The following is a 26,422-nucleotide window of genomic DNA, read 5'->3' on the forward strand; positions in this document are numbered from 1 at the left end:
TTTTTCATTTTCCCGTCGCCTCTATCAACCTCGCTTCACATCCTTTTAGTTGAGTTGCGCGAGGTAGAGTCTCGGGTAAAATTCTAAAGTCGCTCACATGCGCAGGATGCTCTGTATCGCGCTTTTTCATTTTCCCGTCGCCTCTATCAACCTCGCTTCACATCCTTTTAGTTGAGCTGCGAAAGCTAGAAAGTTGTGCCCAGCTTATCTTGTCCGCACGTCCACTCCGTTGGGACGCTTGCGTCAAGATTGCGCTGGTGCTCACTTTCTTTCGAGCTTTCTTCACATCCTGTTTTTATCTGGCTTTTATGGCGCGGTCGATTTCTCTTTGTTGGGCTTTTCGTTTTAGGGTTTCTCGTTTGTCGTAGGATTTTTTCCCTTTGGCTAGGCCGATCAAAACTTTGGCGTAGCCGTCTTTGATATAAACTTTTAGCGGAACAAGTGTGTTTCCGCTTGTTTTGAGTTCGCCGACGAGTTTCATGATCTGTTTTTTATGCAGCAACAGTTTTCTTGTTCTTACTGGATCATGGTTGAATTGGTTTCCTTGTTCATATGGGCTGATATGAACATTTTGCAAATATAATTCTCCATTACGAATGGTTGCATAACCGTCTTTCAAGTTGATCCGCCCTGCACGAATCGATTTGATCTCAGTTCCTTGTAAAACTATGCCTGCCTCAAAAGTTTCCAAGATCGTGTAATCATGTCTGGCCTTACGATTTTGTGCAATCAGTTTGCCTGTTCCTTTTGGCATTCTTTTATCCCTCCCTTATTTTCGTTTCTTTTTCCCTTTCTTCTTTGCTACATCTTGGTAGAAGGGTTTGCCTTTTTTGTGTTTACTTTTTGTATTTTTTCTGTTGTTTTTTGATTTGTTTTTATGCTCATGATGTTGATTGCGGTCACCATTTTTTTGTCCTTTTCTACGACCCTGGTGTTTAGCTTGTCGATCAGGCATCTGACCTTTACTTGCTTTTTCTTGGTGAGGATCTGGAAGCAATTCAAAATCGATCTCTCTAGTATCTGTATCTGCTTTTGTCAAACGTACTTTTACAGGTTGACCAATTCGATACATGTTCCCCGTTCTTTCACCGATCACCAACAAACGTTCCGGCATAAAGTGATAGTAATCATCATTCATGTTGGAGATGTGGACTAAGCCCTCTACAGTATTCGGCAGCTCTATAAACAATCCAAATTTTACGACCGAGCTTACGACGCCATCAAAAATTTCTCCCACTTTGTCTTCCATATACTCCGTTTTCTTCAATGCATCTGTATCTCGTTCCGCTTCAACTGCACGACGTTCCATTTTAGAACTGTGTTCAGCAACTTCTGGCAAGATACCTGACCATTTATCTTTCATGTTCTTGCCGGTACCATTCTGCTCGTAAGAACGAATCAAGCGATGAAGCATCAAGTCAGGATAACGTCTGATTGGAGAAGTAAAGTGTGAGTAATATTCTGCTCCTAAGCCATAGTGGCCAATCGGTTCCGTATCGTAACGAGCTTGCTTCATACTTCTCAGCAACATCGTTGAAATAACCGATTCTTCCGGTTTTCCTTTTACTTGGTTCGTGACTTTTTGCAATTGCTTCGGCGATACTGTTTCGCTTGTTCCTTTCATTACGATACCAAAAGCTGTGATAAATTCCATAAAGCTTTGCATTTTTTCACTATCCGGCTTTTCATGGATCCGATAGATCAAAGGTACTTGCAAATGCGCATAATGCTCTGAAACTGTTTCGTTGGCTGCTAACATGAAGGATTCGATCAAGCGCTCGCCTACTCCGCGTTCTCGCATCACGATATCAGTCGGATGACCTTCTTCATCTACTAAAATACTCGCTTCTTTTGTATCAAAGTCAACCGCTCCGCGTCGAATACGTTTGTTTTCCAAAATCTTGTGCAATGAAGCCATTAGTTCAAACATATCAACTAAGTCTGCATGCTGCTCGCGTACTTCAGGATCTTTATCCATCAATATTTGATTGACTTCGGTATACGTCATTCTCCGATAAGAACGGATCACACTCGGAAAGATATGGTGCTTCACAACATTTCCGCTGCCATCGATCTCCATTTCGCAACTCATCGTCAACCGATCGACATTTGGATGCAAGGAACAGATGCCGTTTGATAAACGCTGCGGCAGCATAGGAATGACACGGTCGGTTAAATACACACTCGTCCCTCTGTCAAATGCTTCCCGATCCATCGCACTATTTTCTGTTACATAATACGAGACATCCGCAATGTGCACGCCTAAATAAAAATTGCCGTTATCTAATTGGCGAACCGTTATGGCATCATCTAAGTCTTTAGCGTCCGCTCCATCGATCGTGATGATGGTTTCGTCTCGCAAATCTGTTCGGCCTTGCAAATCTTTTTCTGTGATTTTATCAGGCGTTTGCTCCGCTTGTTTCAATACTTCTTTTGGAAACTCTGTCGGAATGCCATGATCATAAACGATCGTCAGGATATCAACGCCTGGATCGTTTTTATGCCCAATTACTTTGGTTACAAGACCTTGCATGCTTCTTGGAAATTCAATATCTGGATAATGAGTGATTTCTACGATAACAATAGAGCCGTCAACAGGTTTGATCCCTTCAGCTTTAATAAAGACGCGCAGATCAGCTACTTTTTTATCGCTCGGCTCAACATAACCGTATAAGCCGGTCTCTTCTATTCCAGCATCATCATAGGCCCAAAATTCCCCAACGATTTGAGTGAAGTTCCGCTCTAAGATGGCTTGGATTCTTCCTTCAGGCCCTTTATCATGCCATGGCTCGCCTGGTTTAGTGACATCTACTGACACCCTATCTCCTTCTAGTGCAAAGTTGGTGCTATTAGGCGGGATATAAATGTCTTGTTCTTCATCCTCTATAGAGACGAACCCAAACCCTCTGTCACTGGCCCGAAAAATTCCTGCCAACACGGGGTCTTTATGCGGTATTTTAAGTTTTCCACCTTTTGTTAGGAAAACAAGGCCTTCTCGTTCCATTGCAGCTAATGTTTGTACCAATAATTTAAAATCATCAGCTCCTGTCAGGTTCAATCCTTCACTGATGTCTTTTACTTCAAATGACGTTTTTGAACTGTCTGTCATAAAGACAAGAATCGCATCTTTTAGTCTTTGTTCTTTTGCCATTATTCAACCTCCATTCCATTGCAGTTTTGATAGAAACCGAATGACGTCTTGCGCTAGCGCTTTGTGACTCTTACCAACTGTGATCACATGCGGCGCACCTTCATACCAATGAAAATCAACAGTCGTATTCGTGAGTGCATCTGCCCAATCATAAGCAGTTGCACTGTCGATCAGCTCATCATCACTGCCTTGACCAATAAAGATAGGCTTTCTGATTTCACTATAGTGCGGCATCATCGTTTTGACCAAACCTTGGATCTCAGCCATTTGCTGATCCAATTTTTGTTCTAATACCGGCAAATACTGCTCATAGTCGCTTTCGGAAACGCCTATTTTTAATTTTTCTTGTTTCATAAATCTTAAAAATTCTGTACGAACATTGTTTATATCTGATGGGATCAAAGGTGAACTGAATGTTCCTCCAGCGACCACTTCTTCATCAATCAACGTCTTGATAGCGATCACACCGCCTAAAGACAAGCCGAACACGGCAATGTCTTGATAACCTTTTTCTTTTAGGAATAAAAGAGCTTCCTTAGCATTTTGAATCCAGTCTTCCACTGAAACTTCCAGTACATTTTCTGGATCTTTCGTCCCGTGACCTGCAAAAACAGGTGCTAATACGGTATAGTTTTCTTTTTCTAACGCTCTGCCCAGCATTCGAACATCATTAGGACCACTTGAGTAAGCGTGTAATAAAATGACTGCTTTCGAGCCATTTTCAAAAAAGAATGTGTTATTCGACATTTAAAAGCCTCCTGATCTAACTGATACTTCTATTTTACTTGAAAAAACCTGACTTGCCTATTAAAAAAGAAACCCTCTACTATCCATGATACTTTTTTTGCTGTCACAGTCCAAAGATTCTACTCTGGAGCTGTTCACTTCGAGCGTTTCGCTGCTTTAAATAGACTTTTCGGTATATATTACACTAACTTTTTGTTATTCAACCAAAAAAACTGCCTGGAAAGTTCCAGACAGTTTATCCATTTTCTGTTAATGTGCAGATAAATAAGCTAATGCCAATGCCAGCACAACGAAAATTGTTCCTAGTACAACGGTGATCCGTTGTAAGACAGCTTCAAATCCACGTTTCTTTTGGTTTCCGAATAATTGTTCAGCTCCGCCTGTTAAAGCAGTTGAAGCACTGTTTGTTTTAGTCGGCTGCATCGCAACGATGATGATCAACAATACGGACACGACCAACTCAGCAATTAAAAGTGCATTATACAATTTTATTGCCTCCTGTCTCATTTTTCTTCTGCAGTTAACTCTAACATAAATTCAGTCAAATTACTAGAAAAGATTGTGATTTCCCGCTACTGTTCAGGTGTTTCTAAATCATGGATCAGCAGCCCGCTCAATAACTTTGGTTCAAACCAAGTTGATTTAGGCGGCATCATTTTTCCGCTGTCTGCTGCTGCTAATAGTTCTTCCATCGTAGGCGGATACATAGCAAAAGCAATCGTGTATTCGCCACTATCCACTTTGTCTGTCAACCCTTTTAAGCCTTCGATCCCGCCGACAAAATCAATTCTTGGATCTTTTCGGACATCTCGGATCGCAAAAATGGGTTTCAACACCTCTTCTTGTACGATCGAAACATCTAAACCAGCAATCGGATCGGTTGCTCTTTTTTCGGATTTGACCTTTAAGGCATACCATTGTCCCTTCAAATACAAGCCCAACATCCCTTTTTGGTTTGGCTTAAAAGCTTTATCCACAGGTTCGATCGAAAATGTAGGCGCAAGCTGTTCAAAAAAGTCACTAGGGATATCTACCTTCAATACTCGGTTATAATCTAATATAGCCAATTCTGTTTGAGGAAACATCACAGACAAAATCTTTTGAGACTCAGCTTCTTTAGACAAGTTTGGGAAAGCTTGTTTGCGAGATAAGGCAATGTTGACTGCCGAAGCTGCACGATGATGCCCGTCCGCAATATACAGATGATCTATCGTTTGAAAGGCTGCGATTATTTCTTGCATCACATCCGGGTCGTCCATCACCCACATGCGATGTGTGACCTTATAGAAGCTGGTAAAGTCATAAATAGGTGAATGGGTTTCTGTCCAATCTTTCATTAATGAGTAAATGTGCTCATTTTTTCGGTATGTCAGAAAAATTGGACTAGTTTGCGCATCTGTTGCATCTATATGGCGCATGCGATCTCGTTCTTTTTCTTCACGGGTATACTCATGTTTTTTGACTTTACCATCGAGCATATCTTCAATGGTTGTACAAGCTGCCAACCCCAATTGACTGTTGTTTTCACAGGTCAACTCATATAAATAAAGGGATTCTTGATGGTCTTGAATCAGCCAACGATTTTCTAAAAAACGTTTTAGATGATCGGCTGCCTTTTGATAAACCCTATCGTCATCCGGTGCTGTCTCAGGTGGCAGATCGATTTCTGCTTTATCAATGTGTAAAAAGGAATAAGGATTATATTTGGCTAACTCTGCTGCTTCAGTTGAAGTTAAAACATCGTATGGTAATGAGGCGATCTTGCCAGCTAATTCTGCTTTTGGCCGGATTGCTTTAAACGGATTGATCTGAACCATGAGCAATTCCCTCCTTTCTGTTTAAGGGTCGAATGACACGAACACTCAATATGCCCTCTAGTTGTCGAACTTTATTTGCGATGTGTCCTAATTGGTCTGCATCGATCTCATCTATATCGATCAAGGTATAGGCATAGTCTCCTTTACTGCGGTTAAGAATATTCACGATATTGATCCCTTGTTCAGCCAGAATAGCAGACATTTGCCCGATTCTATTCGTGACATTTCGATTGGCGATCGCTAACCGGATCGGGGAACGAAACGCCATTTCAACATGAGGGAAATTGACAGAATGCCGAATATTGCCTGTTTCTAGAAAATACTTCAATGTTTCAGCAGCCATTACACTGCAATTTGTTTCTGCTTCAGCAGTCGCAGCTCCTAGATGCGGTAAAACCACAGCCCCTTCTATACCTAACAACCTTTCATCTACAAAGTCAGTCATGTACTGAGCCAACCGTCTTTCTTCTAAAGCTTCAACGACTGCCTCGATGTCGACTAGACCACCTCTTGAAAAGTTCAACAGTACAGCATTTTTCTTGATCCGTTGAATACTTTCAGCATCGATCATTTTGGCGGTTTCAGGCATCAAAGGAACATGAACAGTGATATAATCACAAGTTTCAAGTACTTCTTCGATCGATTCTACCCGAATAACGTGTCTTGAGATTTTCCAGGCAGTATCTACAGAAAGATAAGGATCATATCCTCTCACTTCCATGCCTAGCCGATAAGCATCGTTGGCGACCATTGCGCCGATCGAACCGAGTCCAATCACCCCAAGCCGCTTTCCTGCCAATTCACTGCCGACAAACCGCTTTTTTTCCGCTTCCGCTTTTTGTACAGCATCTGGACCTTTTAACGTTTTTGCCCACATGGCGCCTTCCAATATCGGGCGCGCTGCCAAAAGCAAACTGGCCAGTACTAATTCTTTTACTGCATTGGCGTTGGCACCCGGTGTGTTAAATACAACGATCCCTCGTTCGGAGCATTCTTTTAAAGGAATGTTATTGGTTCCTGCTCCAGCACGAGCAATGCCTTTTAATTGAAGCGGCAGGACTGTTCCATGCAAATCTGCACTTCGCAACAAGATTCCATCTGGATCATCCGTTACATCCAAAGCATACTGTTCTTTTTCAAATAGCTCTAACCCTTCTGCGGCGATTTCATTATAGCTGTTGATATTAAACATCTCGATTTCCCCCATTCTGCTGCTCAAAGTCCTGCATAAAAGCCGTTAATGTTTCTACCCCAGTCAATGGAAAGGCATTATAAAGACTGGCTCGCATGCCGCCTACTGATCGATGCCCCTTTAGATTGACCAACCCAACTTTTTCCGCTTCTTTGATAAATTGGTCATCTAAGTCGGAGTTTCCGGTCATAAAAGGAATGGTCGTCAATGAGCGGTCTTTTTTCGCAACTGATGAGTAGAATAATGACGAAGCATCGAGTGTTTCATACAGCAACTGAGCTTTTTGCCGACTGCGTTGTTCCATCTCTTTGATCCCGCCTTGTTTTTTTAACCAGTCAAAAACCAAACCAGCAGCATAAATGGCAAAAGTCGGAGGTGTATTATACATTGAGTCATTTTCCGCTTGCAGTTTGTAGTCGATCATCGCAGGCAATCCCTTCTTCTTGCCCAACAAGTCTTTGCGTACGATCACGACCGTCATTCCAGCAGGTCCCATATTTTTTTGAGCCCCTGCATAGATCAGCCCGAAGTCTTTTACATCATAGTCAAAAGATAAAATGTTCGAAGAGAGATCCCCGACTAACGGTACATCTCCTGTCTTTGGCAAGGTGTAAAAAGCTGTCCCTTCGATTGTATTATTGGTCGTCAAATGAACGTAATCAAGGTATTGTGGTACAGATGTTATTTCAGGAATATAAGTGAAGTTCTTTGCAGCAGAAGAAGCTAAAACAGCTACTTCTAAATCAGCCAGCTTTTCAGCTTCCTGAATAGCTTTTTTTGCCCAAATCCCCGTATGGATATAGCCAGCTTTTTTTATGCCCAAATTTAATGGAACCATTGTGAATTGCAGACTTGCTCCGCCTTGCAAAAATAAAACATCATATTCATCTGGAATCTGCATCAATGCGCGCAGTGTTTCCTCAGCCTTTTTGATGATTTCTTGAAACAAGGAAGAGCGATGACTCATCTCCAGCACTGATTGCCCACTACCGCGATAAGACATCATTTCATTTTGGATTTGTTTAAGGACTGGCTTCGGCATCACTGCAGGCCCCGCTGAAAAATTATATATCTCTTGCATTTTGCTTCCTCCCTGATTCTTCAACTTACCTTTTATCATTAAATTTTCATTTTTCATCTTCATTGTACCATCTGCGATGAGAGATAGAAAGCCGCCCACTTGGTCACAGGTGATAGGGCTGTGAACGAGTTGCAGCAGTTTACGACTCGACTTGGTCACAGGAGACGAGGCTGTGAACGAGTTGCAGCAGTTTACGACTCGACTTGGTCACAGAAGAAAGCTCTGTGAACAAGTTTTGATAGTTTACAATAAAGCGAGCGCAGTGAGCTTTTGTTCCCTTTTCCTCTTTTGCTTTTTTTGTTTACATTCATCTATATCACGCCTGCTAAATAAAAGGAAAAACAGGCACTAAAAAACTGCATATTTGCTTATTCCATAGACAGATTGTTGCCCGAATCTTAACCATGTAAAAAACTGCCAGAACATGTCAACTTTTCTACATGTCTTGGCAGTTTTTCTCTATTGAGCAATCTCGCGCTCATCGCTATTCAATTTGGGTAGTCTATAAAACTGATCCGCTTGCTTTCTACCCCGCGCTTTAAAAAATATTGCCGGATCCGCTTTTTTTCTTGGCGTTTTTCAGCTTCATGATCATAATAAATATAGATCTTCCATAAAGAATGGCTTGGCAGCAATGAAAGGAGATATTCAAAATAAAGCCCATCAAGCGGGTTCAAAGATTGCCCGATAACATAGACCGTTTCGATTTGAGCGGCATTGATTTGACGAAAAAAATCAAGATTTTTTTCAATTTGCTTTTCACAGTTTTTATAAGTATCACGATAAAAATGTTGCGCCATTTGCTCCAGCTGTCTTGAATAGAGATAGCGGCTCGTTTTGCTGTTGGCTATTGCTTTATCCACTTGTTCTCGGTTTCGATGGCCGAAAACAACACTTTTGGGATTTTCGATTGTACCATGGATGTGACAAATGCGTTGAGCATGGATACCATAGATTTTTTCCAATAGTTTTGTATAATTGAACGTCAAAAATAAATTGCGGTTATGGATCATTGGAAAATCTTTAGCCGCTAAGGTATCGACTTTCTTCTCAATGAACTGGATCCATTGTACGAAACTCTGTATTAAGTCCTTTGTAAACTTGGAAAGCTCTACCTGTAATTCTCGCTCAGAAAAATCAGCTGCTGTTTTTTCTTCATACTCTACTGCATACATTGAAAATAGCTCTTCCATTAAAAACTTAAAATCCATTTCTCCAAGTGCTTCCTCAAAATTTGCCCAAATAAATTGCTGTTCTGTTTGTTTGCTTAGTAAAATTGGAATATAGCGTTCCATAATCTTGATCAAATGGCGATAGTCTGGTCGTTGATTTAAAAAGTCGCGATAATGACGGTAACTGGATGGAAAATCATCATGATTACGGTCAAATCCATTTCCTAAAATGATCATTTCCATTTTTCCCCTTCATTCCTCTATTGTCCACTGATTTCAAGAGCTGTTACTTCCATTTTAGACTTTTCTGTTTTTCAACGCACCTGATAAGCTTTATTTGTTCAACATTTGCAATTGTTCGGCTGGAATGGATGAAAAGAATGAACTTAACTCATTCGTAGCTAAGATCGTTAGCCGATGCATGGCTCTCGTACAAATCGTATAAAGAATATTGCGATCCTCATCCGTATGGTATTGGTCTTGGTTCGCATCTAAACAATAGACCGCATCAAATTCCAATCCTTTAGCTAATGAGACTGGAAGTAAGACTAAGTCACGATCCAGGCGTCCTTTATCTTTTTGGATCCATTCAATCGCCGTTTCAGTATGAAGCGCTTGGTAAACTTGCTGGCATTCTTCCTGGTTTTTACAAATAATAGCTTTTTTTTCCTCTTTTGGATGTTGTCGTATATCTGAAAGCAAAGCTTGGAATATCTCTGATTGGTTCTTATATTGACCTATTGCTGGTCGTGCACCTGAACGTCCATAAGCCTCGATGCCAGAAGCATCTTTTAAAATGTGGTTCGCAAATTGTGTGATTTCGCGTGATGATCGGTAACTGGTCTTCAAATAAACGTCCGTCACTTGTTCAGGGAACAGCTGATGAATATTGTCCACAACTGAAGTATTGCCGTAAATCAGCTGATTCAAATCCCCAGATAAGGTATATTTGGCCCGTGGATACATATCATGAATCAACGCCACTTGAGCCGACGTATAGTCTTGAACTTCATCGATAAAGATATACCTATAAGCTGTGTGATGATCATCGTTCAGCATGTTGCGTTTCAAAGCATAATAAGCTACGCCATCGCAAAGCTGAATATTTTTTTGTTTCAATTCATGATGGACTTGCTCAAGATGTTCTTCCCATTCTTGGACTTCGATCCCCCATTCAGCTAAGTTTATCAACTGAGGAACAACTGTTAAGAAGTGAAGATATTGCAACTTGATGTTCAAAAAACCAAGTTGTTGGGTTCTTTTTTCTGCTTTCGCATAGTGTTTATCGACTAAGTGTTGTGCCAGTTCTGCTCGAATAGTATCTCCATTTTCTTCGTCAAGCAGTTTTCCATTTCCTTCCATTTCTTGAAGAACATCAAGCGCCATGGTTTCGATCTCTTTCTCGATCGATTCTGACCGCTTCTCTTTTTCTTTTAATCGTTTGATTTTTTGTAAGAGTTTATGTTGAAGTTCAAGAATTTGTCCATGTAAAGGCAATTCTTTATTTGTCTTTTTAAACAGGTTACGCAGGTCTTTTTTGCTTAATATCGTTTCTTCATTTAGCCGGTAAGGAAAGAATTGAAGACCCTTTTCAGCCAAAGATTGTACATAATCTTCAAATAGCTTATAAAAGGACAAACTTTCTTTAAAAGCAGTGATCGCATTGCTTTTGCGCTCTCTTTGAATGGTAAATTCCGGCAAATAAGGTTTCAAGAACTGATAAAACTCTAACCGTTGGATATCTTCCTCTCCTAAAGAAGGCAGCACTTGAGAAATGTATTCACTGAACAAATGGTTGGGTGAATACATCAGGATATCTTTCGACGATAGATGGTGACGATGTGTGTATAATACATAAGCCATTCGCTGCATAATGGCTGAGGTCTTACCGCTTCCTGCTACACCTTGAACAAACAATACTGGACTTTTTTCATCACGAATGATCGCATTTTGTTCCTGTTGGATCGTTGAAACAATCGATTTCATATGGCTGTCGCTGTTAGATTCCAGCACTTTGAGCAAGACTTCATCGCCTATCACTTCCGTCGTATCTGCCATTGTTTCGATCACTGCCTGTTTAATGATAAATTGTCGTTTCAGTTGTACATTGACTGCTACTGCTCCATCCATCGTCTGATAGCTATTATCACCTAGCTTTCCTTCATAATAGAGAGAAGCGATCGGTGCTCGCCAATCATAGACGATATGCTGGCCGCTTTCAGCAAACGAGCTTAAGCCTAAGTAAACAGAAAAGTTTTCTTCCAATTCTTTATCCCAAACATCAATGCGACCAAAGTAAGGGCTATCTGCCATTTGATGAAGAACAAAGGCTCTTTTTTCCTCTTTGCTTCGTTGGAAATCTTTGATTTGCAATCGTTGTTCTTGCTCTCTTAATGATATATTCGATTCTACTATTTCATCAAAACTGTCGCCGCCAACATTCAGTTGACCATTTTCTCTTAAAACCTCATTTAACTGAGCGGTAGTCTTTTTTAAGGATGAAAGAAGTCTTTCTCGCTCTATCGTGATTTTTTTGACTGTTTCGTCTACACGTTTTTGTTCAGCAAATTTTTCTGGCTGTTCCAATCATTTTCCTCCTCAAAAAGGCTGTTTGATCTATTCCTTTTTTTATCCTACTAAAAATAGCGGAATTTCCTCCTAGTAGTTTACCACTTTATCGCAAAGTTTCAACTGAACATCTTTCTCCATACAGTTAATGTACAGCAGGTTTCTCTATCAATGGAAAAAGCAACATTTTAAGTTGCGTATTTTTAACCAATGTCATTTAAGATTTTTGATACAATTTCTTTTTCTGATTGATCCTTAGTAAAAAGGTATTCTCCAGAACGATTGAGAAGGTCTTTTTCTATCCACCATCTCTTCATTGCTTCTTCCCCAAATTCTTGAGACTTTTCTCTTTTTTTATGCCTAAACAATGTTTCCTGAAAAGAAATATCAAAATAGTAAGCAAAAACGTGATGCTCAAATAAATCATAAAGTTCTGTAAACAGCTCATTGTAAATGGCAGTCTTAAAAAATCCCCTCCAGAATCACGTAAAGACAACATCCCTTGCCATATATAGCGATATTCTTTATTAGATTTATGGCTAAGTTTTCTTTTGTATCTTTAACGCCTAACATTTCTCTTCTGACAACATCTTGAGAAATGAGCAGAGCATTTCCACCGCCTAATCGTTCATGTAATAATTTTGCAGCAGTCGTTTTTCTGCTTGCAGCATTTCCACGTATAATAATGAATGTAGATTCCATCGCAGCTCCTTAAAGGTTAGAAACGGTCTCGCTAGTTAAACCAAACTTTTCGGCAAGTAACAGTATAGTTTTTGATCCTAATTTAAAAGCTTTGTTTGAAAGTCTTCAAGAATATCGACTACTTCAATCACGCCACCCATCAACACTTCAGAAACACCTTGACGATTGGGATGACGCCAATGTTTTTTTGCTTGCTCCATTTTTTCTACAAAAGTAACATTGCGTGGAGAAGGCAACAATTCAGCATCGCCTTGAAAATAAGGTCCTTCTGATTCCAATTTCACAATTTGCAGAACTTCCCTATCAAGATTCAAATACCTCTTTCCATTGATAAAAATCTTTTAACTCTGTTGTGCCGCATAAGCACTTAAATCTTGAAGGATATATTGGAAAGTATTCTAATGCAACCATTTTCGTTATCACTTCTCTGATCGCTCTCGATTCATGTTCTTGCACATTGCTCAAGAACCTTAATTTTGCCGATGATATAGAATGACCATCTTCTCGAAATGCTTGCCACATCTCAGCGGCTGATTGTTTGTCATCATACTTAAAGTGATTGTCTAGAAAAAAGAATATAATCTATTTCGGCCCTCTTTCTCAAAAGTAATGTGCTTGACCGATCGTCATAGGTTTACGTGTTACCAAATGATAAAATCCCATTTTTTCTCCCCTTCCCCTTTACATGCTAAGATTGTTTTTACCATTCCCTCTCCAAAACCAAACCAACAGTTTAAAGGATGTCCGTCGCTTTCTATCGTAAGTGATGGACAAAAAATGCTCTATTAAGTATGAAATCAAGTTTCAAACGTATGTTTAGATTGTTCTAACAGCACAAAAAGATGCCCTTCCTATCTTACTTTCCATAGGAAGGGCATCTAACAGTTTATGATAACTGTTCAGCGGTAACTTTTTTAGAAGAATTTTCTTCTCTCAAGTAAACTGCTATTATTTGTTTTTCAAGTTGTAGAATGAAGCTTTACCATGGTATTCAGCTAATTCACCTAATTGGTCTTCAATTCTTAACAATTGGTTGTATTTAGCGATACGGTCAGTACGGCTCAATGAACCAGTCTTGATTTGGCCAGCATTTGTTGCAACAGAGATGTCAGAGATTGTAGCATCTTCTGTTTCACCAGAACGGTGAGAAACAACTGCAGTGTAACCAGCTTTTTTAGCCATTTCAATAGCATCGAATGTTTCAGTCAATGTACCGATTTGGTTAACTTTGATCAAGATTGAGTTAGCAACACCGTTTTCGATACCTCTAGACAAGATTTCAGTGTTTGTTACAAATAAGTCGTCTCCAACTAATTGTACTTTGTCACCTAATTCGTCTGTTAGTTTCTTGAATCCATCCCAGTCGTTTTCGTCTAAGCCGTCTTCAATTGAGATGATTGGGTATTTTTCAACCAATTCTTTGTACATTTGGATCATTTCGTCAACTGTTTTTTCGCCTTCGCCTGAATCAGCTAATACATAAACGCCTTTTTCTTTGTCATAGAATTCTGAAGAAGCAGCGTCCATTGCAAGCATAACGTCTTCGCCTGGTTTGTAACCAGCTTTTTCGATTGCTTCGATGATGACTTCGAAACCTTCTTCGTTTGAACCTAAGTTTGGAGCGAATCCACCTTCGTCACCAACTGAAGTTGCTAATCCTTTAGATTTCAAGATGCTAGCTAATGCATGGAATACTTCAGCTCCCATACGCAAAGCTTCTCTGAAAGTTGGAGCGCCAACTGGCATGATCATGAATTCTTGGAAGTCGATACTGTTATCAGCATGTGAACCACCGTTGATGATGTTCATCATTGGAGTTGGCAACAATTTAGTATTGAATCCGCCAAGATATTGGTACAAAGGAATATCCAAGTAATCTGCAGCTGCACGAGCAACAGCAATAGAAACACCTAAGATAGCGTTAGCTCCTAATTTAGCTTTGTTTGGTGTACCGTCTAATTCAATCATTGTACGGTCGATTGCTAATTGATCACGTACATCAAATCCAAGAATAGCTTCTGAGATTAAGTTGTTTACGTTATCTACAGCTTTCAAAACACCTTTTCCGCCGTAACGAGATTTGTCTCCGTCGCGTAATTCGATTGCTTCGTGTTCACCTGTTGAAGCTCCTGATGGAACCATACCGCGACCAAACGCACCGCTTTCTGTGTAAACTTCAACTTCAATCGTTGGGTTACCGCGTGAGTCTAATACTTCGCGAGCTAAAACATCTGTAATAAATGGCATATTTTTTCTCTCCTTTAGATATAAATCACTTTGGACGCTCGAACTTTTGCCCAAGTTTAGTTTAGTTAATTTCCATCGTTTTTGCAATAAAAATCCCTATTTATCATCGTTTTGTTAGGATTGAGAAGAAGTTAGCAAAGTTTTTGTCTTAGCCTTCTTCATATTGTCATGGCTCTTTCGATTATAATCGCTTAGAGACAGGATATACTTTGCCGGAACGGCAACAGTGCTTCCATACGGCTTTGCTTTTCAAGCCTTCTCCTCAACCTGTTTTTGCTGTGACTCTTTCGGGGTCGCTCCGCATCCTTGGAGTTGAGCTGCGTTCCCCAGAGATCTCCGCCTAATTTGTAACATCCGCACAACCGCTTCGCTGGGTTGCTTGCGTTGTTCCTGCATTAGTGCTCGTTCTCTTTCGGGGTCGCTCCGCATCCTTTATTTTTGGATGAGGCTTTGTCCTGTCATTTCGGCTGGTTTTTTGACTCCTAGTAGGTCTAGCATAGTTGGTGCGATATCTGCCAAACGGCCATCTGTACGTAATGTAACGTCTTTTTTCGTTACGATAACAGGTACTGGCACTGTTGTATGTGCAGTATGCGGTTCACCAGTTGGTGTGATCATAGTATCTGAGTTCCCATGGTCTGCAAAGATGATAGCATATCCACCTTTTTCAAGGATCGCATCTACAACATTTCCTAGATTTTCATCCACAGCTTCAATGGCTTTGATCGTTGGTTCTAGTTTACCAGAATGTCCAACCATGTCTGGGTTTGCGAAGTTTAAAATGATGGCGTCATTTTTACCTGCTTTGATGTCAGCAACTAAAGCTTCTCCTACTTCGTAAGCACTCATTTCTGGTTTCAAGTCGTATGTTTCGACTTTTGGAGATGGAATCAAGATCCGGTTTTCACCGTCGAATTCTTCATTACGTCCACCATTCATAAAGAACGTTACGTGCGGATATTTTTCAGTTTCTGCAATCCGCAGTTGTGACAAGCCTTCATTTGATAATACTTCACCTAAAACGTTTTTCAATTCGATTGGTGGGAAAGCAACTTCTGCATCAATGCTTGGGTTGTAAAGGGTCATAGTGACCAACTTGACATTGTGTGGACGTTCGCCACGGTCAAAGTGTTCCCACTCTTCGTCTGTAACAGCATTTGATAATTGGATAGCACGGTCTGGTCGGAAGTTGAAGAAAATGATTGCATCATTATCTTGAACAGTAGCGACTGGTTTACCATCTTTTTCAATCACTGTCGGCACGATGAATTCATCCATCTTGTCATCAGCGTAGCTTTGTTTAACAGCTTCAATAGCTGAAGCGGCTTTATTGCCTTCGCCATGGAAAATGGCATTATAAGCTTTTTCTACACGCTGCCAACGTTTGTCACGGTCCATTGCATAGAAACGACCTGAAACAGTAGCAATTTCTCCCATGTTCATTTGAGACAATGCTTTTTCTAATTGCTCAATGTAACCAAGACCAGAATCTGGTGCCACATCGCGTCCATCTGTGAAAGCATGGATATAAACATTTTTTACGCCTCTATTTTTCGCAGTTGCGATAAGAGAGACCAAGTGATTGATATGACTGTGAACGCCTCCGTCTGAAACTAGTCCAAACAAATGCAGATTTGAATCGTTGTCAACAACTTGATCCATTGCGCTTGCTAAAGCTTCATTTTGTTGAAATTCGCCTTCTTCGATTGCTTTATCGATTCGAGTCAGACTTTGGTAAACAATCCGTCCAGCACCAATATTCGTATGCCCTACTTCAGAATTGCCCATTTGTCCATCTGGAAGTCCAACATCTAAACCAGAAGCTTTTAAAGTTGCATGAGGAAAAGTTTCCATGTAACGGTTAAAGTTAGGTTTTTTGGATTGTGCAACAGCGTTTCCTGTCGTTTCTTCTCTCCAGCCGAATCCATCAAGAATGATGATAGCTACTGGTTTATTACTCATTATTTATTTGCCTCCAATAATGCTAAGAATGAATCAGGTTCTAAACTTGCGCCACCGACTAAAGCACCGTCGATATCAGATTGTGCCATTAATTCAGCAATATTTGCTGGTTTTACACTACCGCCGTATTGAATACGTACAGCATCTGCTGCATCTTGAGAAACTGCTTTTGCAACTGTTTCGCGAATAACTGAAATGGTTTCATTTGCTTCTTCGCTTGTTGCTGTTTTACCAGTTCCGATTGCCCAAATAGGTTCATAAGCGATCACGATCTCGCTTACTTGTCCTTCAGTTAATCCTTCCAAGCCAGCTTTAACTTGTCCGCTGACCCATTCGTTTGTTTTTCCAGCTTCATGTTGTTCCAAAGTTTCGCCGCAGCAAAGAATTGGAATCATACCATTTCTAAAAATAGCATGTGCTTTTTTGTTGATTTCTTCATCTGTTTCATGGAAGTATTCACGACGTTCAGAGTGTCCAATAATGACATAGTCAACACCCATATCGCTCAAAGCTTTAGGACTTGTTTCGCCTGTATAAGCTCCTTCTTCTTCAAAGTAGCAGTTTTGAGCTGCAATCTTTAAGTCAGTTCCTTTTGATGAGTTGACAAGGTCTTGTAAGAACAAAGCTGGTGCTCCCACGACAGAATCCACTACATCAGATGAAGGAATTTTATTTTTCACTGCTTCTACAAATTCGTGAGCTTCTGAAGCCGTTTTGTTCATTTTCCAGTTTCCAGCAATAATTGGTTTACGCATATAAAACCTTCCTTTCTTTTTTCAGCAGACAAGTTCAATTAAACTTGTCCGCAAACAGTAACAGCTTTTTTTATTTATTAGAGATCGCTGCTAATCCAGGTAATTCTTTACCTTCCAAGTATTCTAACGAAGCGCCGCCGCCTGTAGAAATGTGGGTGAATTTGTCTGCATAACCCAATTGTTGAGCTGCAGCTGCTGAATCTCCACCGCCAATGATCGTGATGGCATCGTCCAATTCTGCTAAAGCTTTGCAGACACCGATCGTTCCTTTGGCAAAGTTAGACATTTCAAATACACCCATTGGTCCGTTCCAGACAACTGTTTTAGCGCCGTCCAATTCTTTTTTGAATTGTTCAATCGTTTTAGGTCCGATATCTAGCCCCATTTGATCTTCAGGAACACCATTTTCATGAACTTCAGTTGGTACGTCATTACTAAATTCTTTAGCTGTTACGTTGTCGACTGGCAATACTAGTTTATCTCCAGCTTTTTCAAGTAAAGATTTAGCCAAATCGACTTTGTCTTCTTCTAATAAAGATTTACCAATGCTGATGCCTTTAGCAGCATAGAAAGTATAAGCCATTCCGCCGCCGATCAATACTTTATCTGCTTTTTCAAGCAAGTTTTCGATCACGCCGATTTTGTCGCTAACTTTCGCGCCACCTAAAATCGCAACAAATGGACGTTTTGGATTGTCCACTGCCTCACCAATAAACTTGATTTCTTTTTCCATTAAGAAGCCGGCAGCTGATTCTAAGTTTGCTGCTACGCCTACGTTAGAAGCGTGTGAACGGTGAGCTGTACCAAACGCGTCATTCACGAATACATCGCCAAGACTTGCCCAGTATTTGCCTAATTCAGGATCGTTCTTGCTTTCTTTTTTACCATCAATATCTTCAAAGCGTGTGTTTTCAAACATCAATACTTCACCTGATTTCAACGCTGCGATCGCATCTTCTAATTCTTTGCCGCGCGTTTCAGGTATGAACTTCACGTCTTTGCCTAATAATTCACTTAAACGTTCAGCGACTGGACGCAAAGATTTGCCTTCTTTGTCTTCTTCTGTTTTTACTTTCCCTAAATGAGAAAATAGTACCAATTTTCCGCCTTGTTCCAAAATGTATTGAATGGTTGGCAATGCAGCTTGGATACGGTTATCATTGGTGATTTGTCCATCTTTCATAGGAACGTTGAAATCTGCCCGTTCCAAAACAACTTTATCTTTTAAATCTAAATCTGTTACAACTTTTTTAGCCACTATGTTGTTCCTCCTTCAGATCTGCCTGTTGATGGGCATAAAGCAAAACTTTTTGTTTCTGATTCAAAAATAAAAGCGGGGAAGCGCGATGCTCCCCCGCTTATCATTGTACTGTTCTTCTGATAGCTTCTGTTGTTAAACTGTTTAAATTCGAATTACAGTTTTGCGAAGTATTCTAAAGTACGTACTAATTGAGAAGTGTAAGACATTTCATTGTCGTACCAAGAAACAGTTTTAACTAATTGTTGGTCGCCAACGGTCATGATTTTTGTTTGAGTTGCATCGTATAATGAACCGTAAGTCATCCCTACAACGTCTGAAGAAACGATTGGGTCTTCAGTGTAACCGTAAGATTCGTTGCTAGCTTCTTTCATTGCTGCATCTACTTCTTCAATAGTAACTTTCTTTTCTAATACTGTTGTTAATTCAGTTAATGAACCAGCTGGAACTGGAACACGTTGTGCAGATCCGTCCAATTTACCTTTGATTTCAGGAATAACTTCACCGATAGCTTTAGCAGCACCAGTTGAGTTAGGCACGATGTTTTCTGCAGCAGCACGAGCACGACGGAAGTCGCCTTTTTTGTGTGGGCCGTCTAATGTCATTTGGTCACCAGTGTAAGCATGGATTGTTGTCATTAATCCTTCAACGATACCAAATTTGTCGTTCAATACTTTAGCCATTGGAGCTAAGCAGTTTGTTGTACATGAAGCACCTGAGATAACTGTTTCAGATCCGTCAAGTGTTTCGTGGTTAACGTTATATACGATTGTTTTGATGTCGCCTGATCCTGGAGCAGTGATGATCACACGTTTTGCACCAGCTTTTAAGTGTAATTCAGCTTTTTCTTGAGTTGTGAAGAAACCAGTTGCTTCTAAGATGATTTCAGCTTCAACTTCATTCCAAGGAATTTCATCTGGATTTGGAGTGCTGAAAACTTTAACTTCTTTTCCGTTAACTGTAAATGAGTCATCGCCAACAGTTACATCTGCATTGAAACGGCCTTGAGTTGTATCATATTTTAATAAATGAACCAACATTTTTGGATCTGTCAAGTCGTTGACTGCAACAACTTCAATACCTTCTAATTCTTGGATACGACGGAATGCTAAACGTCCAATACGTCCAAAACCATTAATACCTACTTTAACTGTCATAACTAGATTTCCTCCTTTAGAAAATCAAAAATATATTTTTATTTTAAAGGGGTTACCCTCTTAAAATCAAGTTAGCTGCACCTTCATCCGTAATCAGCCAAGATTGAGATGGTGCTTTTTTCATGTTCACTTCAATTGCTTCAGCTTTTTTCGCTCCGCCTGCTATCGCAATAACATTTGGAATCTGGGCCAATTGTTTGAACTGCAAACCGATCCGCGGAATCTTATAGATCACTTTTCCGTTTGCATCATAGAATTCGCCAAAAGCTTCGCCAACTGCAGCTTTTTCTTTTAATAGCTGGAGGGTTTCTTGATCCATACCTCTCCGCTTTGCCATTGGTATTGCTTCCCCTATACCATAGAGTACACAATTTGCAGAATTAATCAAATCTAACGCCTTACTGACACTTGGCTCTTGCAGCAGCATTTCGTATGTTCCTTTACCTACTTGTTCTGGAACATACAGAACTTGACTTTTTCCTCCTGTGGCTTTTGCCATTTGAGCACTGATCGAGTTTGCTTGAATTTCAACAGACTCTCCAATTCCTCCTCTGGCTGGGACAAAAATAAATTCACGGTTATGAGAAAGCGTTGTGTTGAATTGACCGGCTACAGCTGCCATGGTGGTGCCACCCATCACTGCAACAACACTTAAACCAGGGGGTAATAGAAAGTTTAGGGTTTCTAAAACGACTCTGCCCATTTCTTCCTTCACCTTATCTTGTTCATCTACATCTCCAGAAACAATGACACATTGGTCGATCTGAAGGTGTTGAGCCAATCTCTTTTCTTTTTCACGTATGCCGAGCAGCTGTCCCATGAAAGTATCCAACGAACGAAAAACATCTTTTCCCATTGACGTAAGTTGCATGCCGGATTTTGAAGATACGATTAGCTGCTGTTTTTTCAAAACTTCAACTTCTGTCCGCAAGCTTCTTTCGGTCATGTTCAGCTTGTCGGCAAGAACACGACGTCCCACTGGCGCCAGCAAGTAAATCTGCCGCAAGATCTGATGACGTTCTTTCAAAGCTTGCATCGCATCCGGTATGACCTTTTCAAATATTGACAACACTTCCTGCATGAGTCACCTCTTTCTACATTGGTCGTTTTCTGACCATGTAAGTCGTTTAGCGACCCTCGTTGAAGAAAAAAACAAAGAGATTTAAAATGAACGAAGACACCAATTTTTAACAACCTGTTGTCTTTACCATTTTAGCAGCAAAACTTTACTGCTTTCATCCCTTACAAAATTTATTGTACCAGTTTGCAGGACAAGTTGCAACCAATAAGTTTGCTTCATTTTTTCAGTAAGGGATGAAAGAAAGTTTGAAGCTATTTCAATAGCTCTTTTTCAATTATTTCTTCCAGTTCCTGAGGTGTCATGTGTTCATCAAAGATATGGTCTCCAATAAAAATAGTTGGGACAAAGACGACATTTGCTCTTTCCGCTTCTTGGATAATGCCTTGGATTTCATCTTCTATAGGATGATAAAGCAATCCGCGTTTTTCTTCTACATATTCTCCAATTTTGGCTTCGTCCAATGCGCCCCACTCATCTTGATGCGCAAAGAAATAATCCATCTCTTCAATTGCTCTTCCTGGATTGTTGTAGTCCATGTAATGGTGGACAACATTGCCTTTTCTCAAGCTTGGTTTCTCTTTATCAAACAATTTGATGATGCGCTGTACTTTGCCTTCATTTACATAGCGATTCAGCACTTCCCTGGATTCTTCATACCATTGCTTGCAATAGGGACAGTTCAAGTTGATAAACTCTAACACTTTTACCGGTGCTGATTCTTCTCCGTAACGAATACCACGCGTTGCGTCGACTTCATTTGCCTTAATATTTGAAATATCCATGCTCTATCTCTCCTCACATTTTGTCTCTTTCATTATTATAACGTGAAAAAAGCCAAATGAAAAACGAATCGTTTAAGGAAAACCAAAGAAATACCCCGATTCAAATGTTTAATTGATCATCAAGCAATGAATAATTCATGCAACGTCTATCTATTTTTGCTTTCACTACACAATTGGTTGATCATTTGATCCTTGCTTATCGCAATGATGATCGGCTGTTTTAAGAACAGCAAAAGAATAGTGTTATTCTATGTTAAGATGAAATAAGAATACTAAAAACAATGTACTTCGACGAGCCGGTTAAATCAAGTATTCAAAAAAGAGGAGGTGAAAAAGTGAATTTATCGCTTTGAGCAATAGTCTGTTTCATCATAATTGGGTTTGTTTTGTTTGCTTTTGTTAAAAGGAAGATGAAAAGCAAGAAATATTCGGCTACGCAAACTATCTGGTGGATATTAGGAGTCACAGTCTGGGGAATAGCGAGTATCTTTCTTGTTGTTTGGTGGTTTTTTACTCAATCTTAATTAAAGTGATTTTCAGTGTATTCTGGGCACCTATTTTAGAACAGGGGTGACACTCATTAGAATAGTACGAAACTTGAACAGCAACTATCGAATTTAATGACAGAAAAATTAAAGAAGCTCTCATAAAGCAAAAAAGTGCTTGGATAGGTGATTTGCCTATCCAAGCACTTTTTACTTTTCTTCTATACAAACTAGATGGGAAAGTTTCCTTATTTGTTCAATTCAGAATTGTTTTCCATTACGCCGTCAATCAATCCATATTCCATGGCATCTTGAGCAGTCATATAATTGTCGCGGTCTGTGTCGCGTTCAATAACTTCTAGCGGTTGACCCGTTCTGTCTGCTAAGATATGATTCAAACGTTCACGTGTCTTCAAGATATGGCGTGCAGCAATTTCAATTTCAGTTGCTTGTCCTTGTGCTCCGCCTAATGGTTGGTGGATCATCACTTCAGCGTTTGGCAAAGCATAACGTTTGCCTTTTGTTCCAGCTGTTAATAAGAAGCTACCCATAGAAGCTGCCATTCCCATTGCGATCGTTTGAACATCAGCTTTGATGAAATTCATCGTGTCATAAATCGCAAATCCAGCTGTTACACTTCCACCTGGAGAATTGATATAAAGATAGATATCTTTTTCAGGGTCTTGTGCTTCCAAGAAAAGCAATTGAGCGATAACGGTATTTGCTACATCGTCATTGATCTCGCCGCTCAACATAATGATCCGGTCTTTTAATAAACGAGAGTAAATATCATAAGCACGTTCTCCACGTGAAGATTGTTCGATAACTGTTGGTACTAAATTCATGTAAACTTCCTCCTCTGATGTTGTTCCAGTTCATTGTAACATATTCTTTTCTTTGAGGTACAACTAGTATTTTACTCCTTTGGTCAAAAAAGGTCAAATGTTTTTCACTGCTTTTTTGATCCACAAGCAAATTGCCATAACTTGCATAATAAAGGAGCGACGCTTCATTAAGAAGTGTAGCGGTAAGCGTTCAAAAGACTCTTTTTCTTTTAGAAGATGATGGAATATGCAAGTTATCTCGGTACTTGGCGACTGTTCTTCTGGAGATTTGAATGCCTTTATCTTTCAAAAGATCAACAATTTTCTGATCGGACAAAGGTTTCTTCTTGTCTTCTTCGTCAATCAACTGTTTCAGTTCCTGTTTGACATTTTCAACAGAAACCAATTCATCCTCTACTTTTTTTCCAGATGTCTTTGGTGTGGATCTTGTAAGACCAGCAGTAAAAAAGTTCTTTAACTCAACAATGCCAAATGAGGCCTGCAAATATTTTCCATTAACAGCTCGGCTGACTGTTGACTCGTGCAGTCCTACTTCTGCTGCGATTTCCTTTAATGTCAAAGGGCTTAAAGGCCGTTTCTCGTTAAAAAAATAGGCTTTTTGTTTTTCGACAATTGCTGCACCGACACGAGCGATCGTTTCGCCTCTTTGCGCCAAACTTTTTTGGATCCAATCATATTCTGTATATTTGCCTTTCATAAAAGTAGAAACTTCTTTGTCACCCAACGCCATCATTTGTTGGTAATACTCTTTTTGGAAAGTCACAATGGGCAACCCTGATTGGACAGAATGGACAGACAGCTCATGCTGATCTTCTCTAACGATCAAATCAGGACGGACAAACTGCTCATTCTCTCTTGCAAAAGCTGCTCCAGGGTGCGGCGACAGCAGTTGAACATAATCAAAAACGATTTGCACTTCTTTCAAAGAAATCGCATATTTTTTAGCGATTTTTTCCCATTTGCGATTTGCAAAATCGTGAAAATCTTCTTCTAAAATAACATAAGCCATGTTCGGTGCATACTCATCACGCTCTGTTTGCAGCATCAGACATTCCTGTAGATTCCTAGCGCCCACGCCTGCTGGTTCTAGTTGTTGCAACAAAGTCAAAGCATCCAGCATTTGAATCTGCTCTGCCCCAGCTTGGCGACTCGCTTCCTCCAACGAAATCGTTAAGTAGCCATTCTTATCCAAAAACTCGCTTAACCATAAAACCAATTTACGTAAATAAGTTTCTCTCATATTCAAATGAATTTGTTCAACAACATATGCAAATAATGAAACTGGTTTATTCGGTAAACGATTCATTCTTTCGTCCATAAATTGATGATAGGATTCAGAAGCTGTTCTAGAAATAATCGGTGCAGAAAAATCAGATTCAGCTGGACCTTTCACCTTTACTTCGATCAAAGGATTCCCTAGCGCTTTTTGCTTTAAAAAGCCCGTCAAATCTTCGCGGTTCATTTGCAGCATCTGGATCGATTGTTGCAACTGCTGCGTCATCGCTAATTTTTGAACTTGTTTTTGATGTTGCGTATACGATTGTTCAAAATTCAATGTCTGCATCCCCTTTTCTTTTTCTTATTGTTTTTATTTTACCACAATTGTAAAGGCTTTATTCGCTGTTTTTTCAACGTTCTTTTTACTGTCAATCAGAAATGAGGCCATATCCAATACCTTTCTTTAACAGACAAGTTCTATTGCAGTCTCTACCTCTGTTAAAGGAAATATTTTTTACTTAACGCATCATTTTTGAATGAATCTGCTAATCAAGTGTATCAAAAAAGCCTTGCGACTATGCTCTGCTCGTTGAGCCATAGATAACAAGACTTTCGTTCTTTTTTTGATAAAATCGTCTCTTGGAAATTGAAAAACTTTTTACAAGTTACTATCATATACTAAACAGATTTTTATTACAAGACTTGGCTTTGTTTAAAGAAAGACACCAACTCCTTACTTGTAAACCTTTGATTGATTTCATAAAGCTCTGTCCCTGTGTTTCTTAGAAACGAGCAGCTCGGAATCAGTTTCGGTATCGCTATTGCTCTTTTTAATATAAAAGTTTTGCGATAATCGTGCGACCGCAAAATAAAAACGCCTAGTCATAGACGTTTAAGCAGTGTATATGATGTCTCCTGAGGGAATCGAATACTATTGATATATTAGCGTTTTCTAGACAATCATACCAGATTCTTACCAGATTTAAACTGTTTAAATGAATTAATAAAATAAAAAACACCTGCAGCTGATCACTGCAGGTGTAAAAAATGGATGTATATTAATATAGATTTTATATTGCGGACCACGTTTATTTTGCTATAATAAAGCCAGACACCACTCCACGTTGTCGTGATGACGCGACATATTGGGGCGATTTCGACATAAGGCGTCCTCGCGCCAAGCCCTCAGACGTGAGGGCTATTTTTTTGCTTTTAAATATGATACTTGCATTTCTTTTCCCACAGAGTCAACGATGTAGCTATCAATTACATTATTGTTTTTTTCGTCATCATTTTCGGAGGCAAGTTTGATTTCGACAATCGTTTTAGCAAAATCTTTTGTATAACAAGAAACTGTTTTCCCTTTCAAAATAGCGCTAATGTCAAAACCAGTTAAGTTGCTGCCTAATTCTTTTTCTGATAAATCATCTTCAACAAAGTTCTTTAGTGCTTCGTATTCTTCTAGCATTTTTTCTCTTTCGTTAATCATTTCTCTCAGCTCCTCTAAGTCTTCTTTTTCTGCTTTATTTCGGATAAACGATCTTGCAGACGTTCGCTGCTTTAAGTAATTTCTGCGCTCTCTGTTCTCGCTTTCGTATCTCTTTTGAGCCGATTTAAGTGGCTCTGACATTCCTTTGCTCATTCTTGTTCTCTCCTATCCTAAAAAGTATTCTTCTTGCCCCAAACGGCTAAATCCGACATTTATCAGCTGTGCTTTTGTCACTTTATTTTCTTCAACAATTAATTCTTTTTCGTATTCGTGTTCCACATACCCTACAGCGCCTTTCACTTGGTAAGCAGGACGTTTGTGATCACTGATTCTAACTTCTTCGCCACTATCGTTAATGGCGTACAAGCTACGGCTGACATTTGATTTTTCTACTTCATAACCTGATTCTTTCAAAACTTCTTCGATCATATCTTTCTCTTTGACTAACATAAAAGAAATGTCATACCCGATCATATGTTCAGCTAATTTTGTTGCATCTTGTGCACTAATTAATTCGTGTGCTTTTTGTAGTTCTTCTTGCTCATCTTCTTGTGGATCTTCAAAAACGTTATAAAACTCTTCGTCTAATGCTTCATGTAACATTCTTCTAAGCCCTGCGATTGATAAGTCATAGATATTATTTTTAAACTCGATCATTTTAACAACTCCCTCTCCTTATTTCTATTTATATTATAGTACATGTACTAATAAAT

Annotated in this window: 21 protein-coding genes and 1 pseudogene; all 22 read right to left on the reverse strand. The window is 39.6% G+C overall.

The window, feature by feature from the left end:
• Positions 1-295 precede the first annotated feature (295 nt).
• The 22 genes and pseudogenes from smpB to BM057_RS05675 all read right to left on the reverse strand — a co-directional run bounded on the left by smpB (position 296) and on the right by BM057_RS05675 (position 26,366).
• Positions 296-754 carry an SsrA-binding protein SmpB gene (gene smpB, locus BM057_RS05560; RefSeq protein WP_047391108.1) on the reverse strand — a complete coding sequence of 153 codons (459 nt, stop codon included), beginning with the start codon at positions 752-754 and terminating at the stop codon, positions 296-298.
• A gap of 15 nt (positions 755-769) precedes the next feature.
• On the reverse strand, positions 770-3,151 hold the full coding sequence (gene rnr, locus BM057_RS05565; protein ID WP_092092059.1) for a ribonuclease R: 2,382 nt from the start codon (positions 3,149-3,151) through the stop codon (positions 770-772).
• A 3-nt stretch (positions 3,152-3,154) separates the two neighbouring features.
• Positions 3,155-3,898: an alpha/beta hydrolase gene (locus BM057_RS05570; protein WP_092092061.1), complete on the reverse strand. Its 744-nt coding sequence runs from the start codon at positions 3,896-3,898 to the stop codon at positions 3,155-3,157.
• A 249-nt stretch (positions 3,899-4,147) separates the two neighbouring features.
• A complete protein-coding gene (gene secG / locus BM057_RS05575; protein ID WP_047391115.1) occupies positions 4,148-4,384 on the reverse strand; it encodes a preprotein translocase subunit SecG in 237 nt (78 codons plus the stop codon).
• Between the two features lie 86 nt (positions 4,385-4,470).
• A complete protein-coding gene (locus BM057_RS05580) occupies positions 4,471-5,715 on the reverse strand; it encodes a DUF1015 domain-containing protein (protein WP_092092064.1) in 1,245 nt (414 codons plus the stop codon).
• Entirely contained in the window at positions 5,693-6,907 is a 1,215-nt protein-coding gene (locus tag BM057_RS05585; RefSeq protein ID WP_092092066.1) for a 3-phosphoglycerate dehydrogenase family protein, read from the reverse strand. Before BM057_RS05585 ends, BM057_RS05580 begins: the two co-directional genes overlap by 23 nt.
• Entirely contained in the window at positions 6,900-7,988 is a 1,089-nt protein-coding gene (gene serC, locus BM057_RS05590; protein WP_092092068.1) for a 3-phosphoserine/phosphohydroxythreonine transaminase, read from the reverse strand. The genes BM057_RS05585 and serC overlap by 8 nt, the downstream gene beginning before the upstream one ends.
• 488 nt (positions 7,989-8,476) lie before the next feature.
• On the reverse strand, positions 8,477-9,403 hold the full coding sequence (locus BM057_RS05595) for an AbiH family protein (RefSeq protein ID WP_092092070.1): 927 nt from the start codon (positions 9,401-9,403) through the stop codon (positions 8,477-8,479).
• Positions 9,404-9,493: 90 nt separating this feature from the next.
• The gene (helD, locus tag BM057_RS05600; protein ID WP_092092072.1) at positions 9,494-11,746 is read right to left on the reverse strand and encodes an RNA polymerase recycling motor HelD; all 2,253 of its coding nucleotides are present in this window, start codon (positions 11,744-11,746) and stop codon (positions 9,494-9,496) included.
• Positions 11,747-12,190: 444 nt separating this feature from the next.
• Entirely contained in the window at positions 12,191-12,430 is a 240-nt protein-coding gene (locus tag BM057_RS11930) for a P-loop NTPase family protein (RefSeq protein ID WP_245741824.1), read from the reverse strand.
• Between the two features lie 77 nt (positions 12,431-12,507).
• Positions 12,508-12,952, reverse strand: a pseudogene (locus tag BM057_RS11935) (DUF2441 domain-containing protein).
• 426 nt (positions 12,953-13,378) lie between these two features.
• A complete protein-coding gene (gene eno, locus BM057_RS05620) occupies positions 13,379-14,677 on the reverse strand; it encodes a phosphopyruvate hydratase (protein ID WP_047390000.1) in 1,299 nt (432 codons plus the stop codon).
• A gap of 432 nt (positions 14,678-15,109) precedes the next feature.
• Complete coding sequence (gpmI, locus tag BM057_RS05625; RefSeq protein ID WP_092092079.1) at positions 15,110-16,639, reverse strand: 2,3-bisphosphoglycerate-independent phosphoglycerate mutase; 1,530 nt, start codon at positions 16,637-16,639, stop codon at positions 15,110-15,112.
• Positions 16,639-17,394, reverse strand: coding sequence for a triose-phosphate isomerase (gene tpiA, locus BM057_RS05630; RefSeq protein WP_047389998.1), 756 nt, complete (start codon positions 17,392-17,394; stop codon positions 16,639-16,641). The genes gpmI and tpiA overlap by 1 nt, the downstream gene beginning before the upstream one ends.
• 70 nt (positions 17,395-17,464) lie before the next feature.
• Complete coding sequence (locus tag BM057_RS05635) at positions 17,465-18,652, reverse strand: phosphoglycerate kinase (protein WP_092092081.1); 1,188 nt, start codon at positions 18,650-18,652, stop codon at positions 17,465-17,467.
• Between the two features lie 155 nt (positions 18,653-18,807).
• Positions 18,808-19,809 (reverse strand): type I glyceraldehyde-3-phosphate dehydrogenase, encoded by a 1,002-nt coding sequence (gap, locus tag BM057_RS05640; protein ID WP_092092083.1) that lies wholly within the window; start codon positions 19,807-19,809, stop codon positions 18,808-18,810.
• A gap of 52 nt (positions 19,810-19,861) precedes the next feature.
• Positions 19,862-20,890, reverse strand: a complete 1,029-nt coding sequence (locus BM057_RS05645) for a sugar-binding transcriptional regulator (protein ID WP_047389995.1) — start codon at positions 20,888-20,890, stop codon at positions 19,862-19,864.
• Positions 20,891-21,141: 251 nt separating this feature from the next.
• Positions 21,142-21,672, reverse strand: a complete 531-nt coding sequence (locus tag BM057_RS05650; protein WP_047389994.1) for a thioredoxin domain-containing protein — start codon at positions 21,670-21,672, stop codon at positions 21,142-21,144.
• A gap of 733 nt (positions 21,673-22,405) precedes the next feature.
• Complete coding sequence (clpP, locus tag BM057_RS05660) at positions 22,406-23,002, reverse strand: ATP-dependent Clp endopeptidase proteolytic subunit ClpP (protein ID WP_047389993.1); 597 nt, start codon at positions 23,000-23,002, stop codon at positions 22,406-22,408.
• Between the two features lie 190 nt (positions 23,003-23,192).
• Complete coding sequence (rpoN, locus tag BM057_RS05665) at positions 23,193-24,557, reverse strand: RNA polymerase factor sigma-54 (protein ID WP_092092085.1); 1,365 nt, start codon at positions 24,555-24,557, stop codon at positions 23,193-23,195.
• A gap of 861 nt (positions 24,558-25,418) precedes the next feature.
• Positions 25,419-25,862: a hypothetical protein gene (locus tag BM057_RS11940; protein WP_245741825.1), complete on the reverse strand. Its 444-nt coding sequence runs from the start codon at positions 25,860-25,862 to the stop codon at positions 25,419-25,421.
• A gap of 12 nt (positions 25,863-25,874) precedes the next feature.
• A complete protein-coding gene (locus BM057_RS05675) occupies positions 25,875-26,366 on the reverse strand; it encodes a hypothetical protein (RefSeq protein WP_092092087.1) in 492 nt (163 codons plus the stop codon).
• Positions 26,367-26,422 lie beyond the last annotated feature (56 nt).

Origin of the sequence: Pisciglobus halotolerans, assembly GCF_900113675.1 — a bacterium.
Taxonomy (GTDB): Bacteria; Bacillota; Bacilli; order Lactobacillales; family Carnobacteriaceae; genus Pisciglobus; species Pisciglobus halotolerans.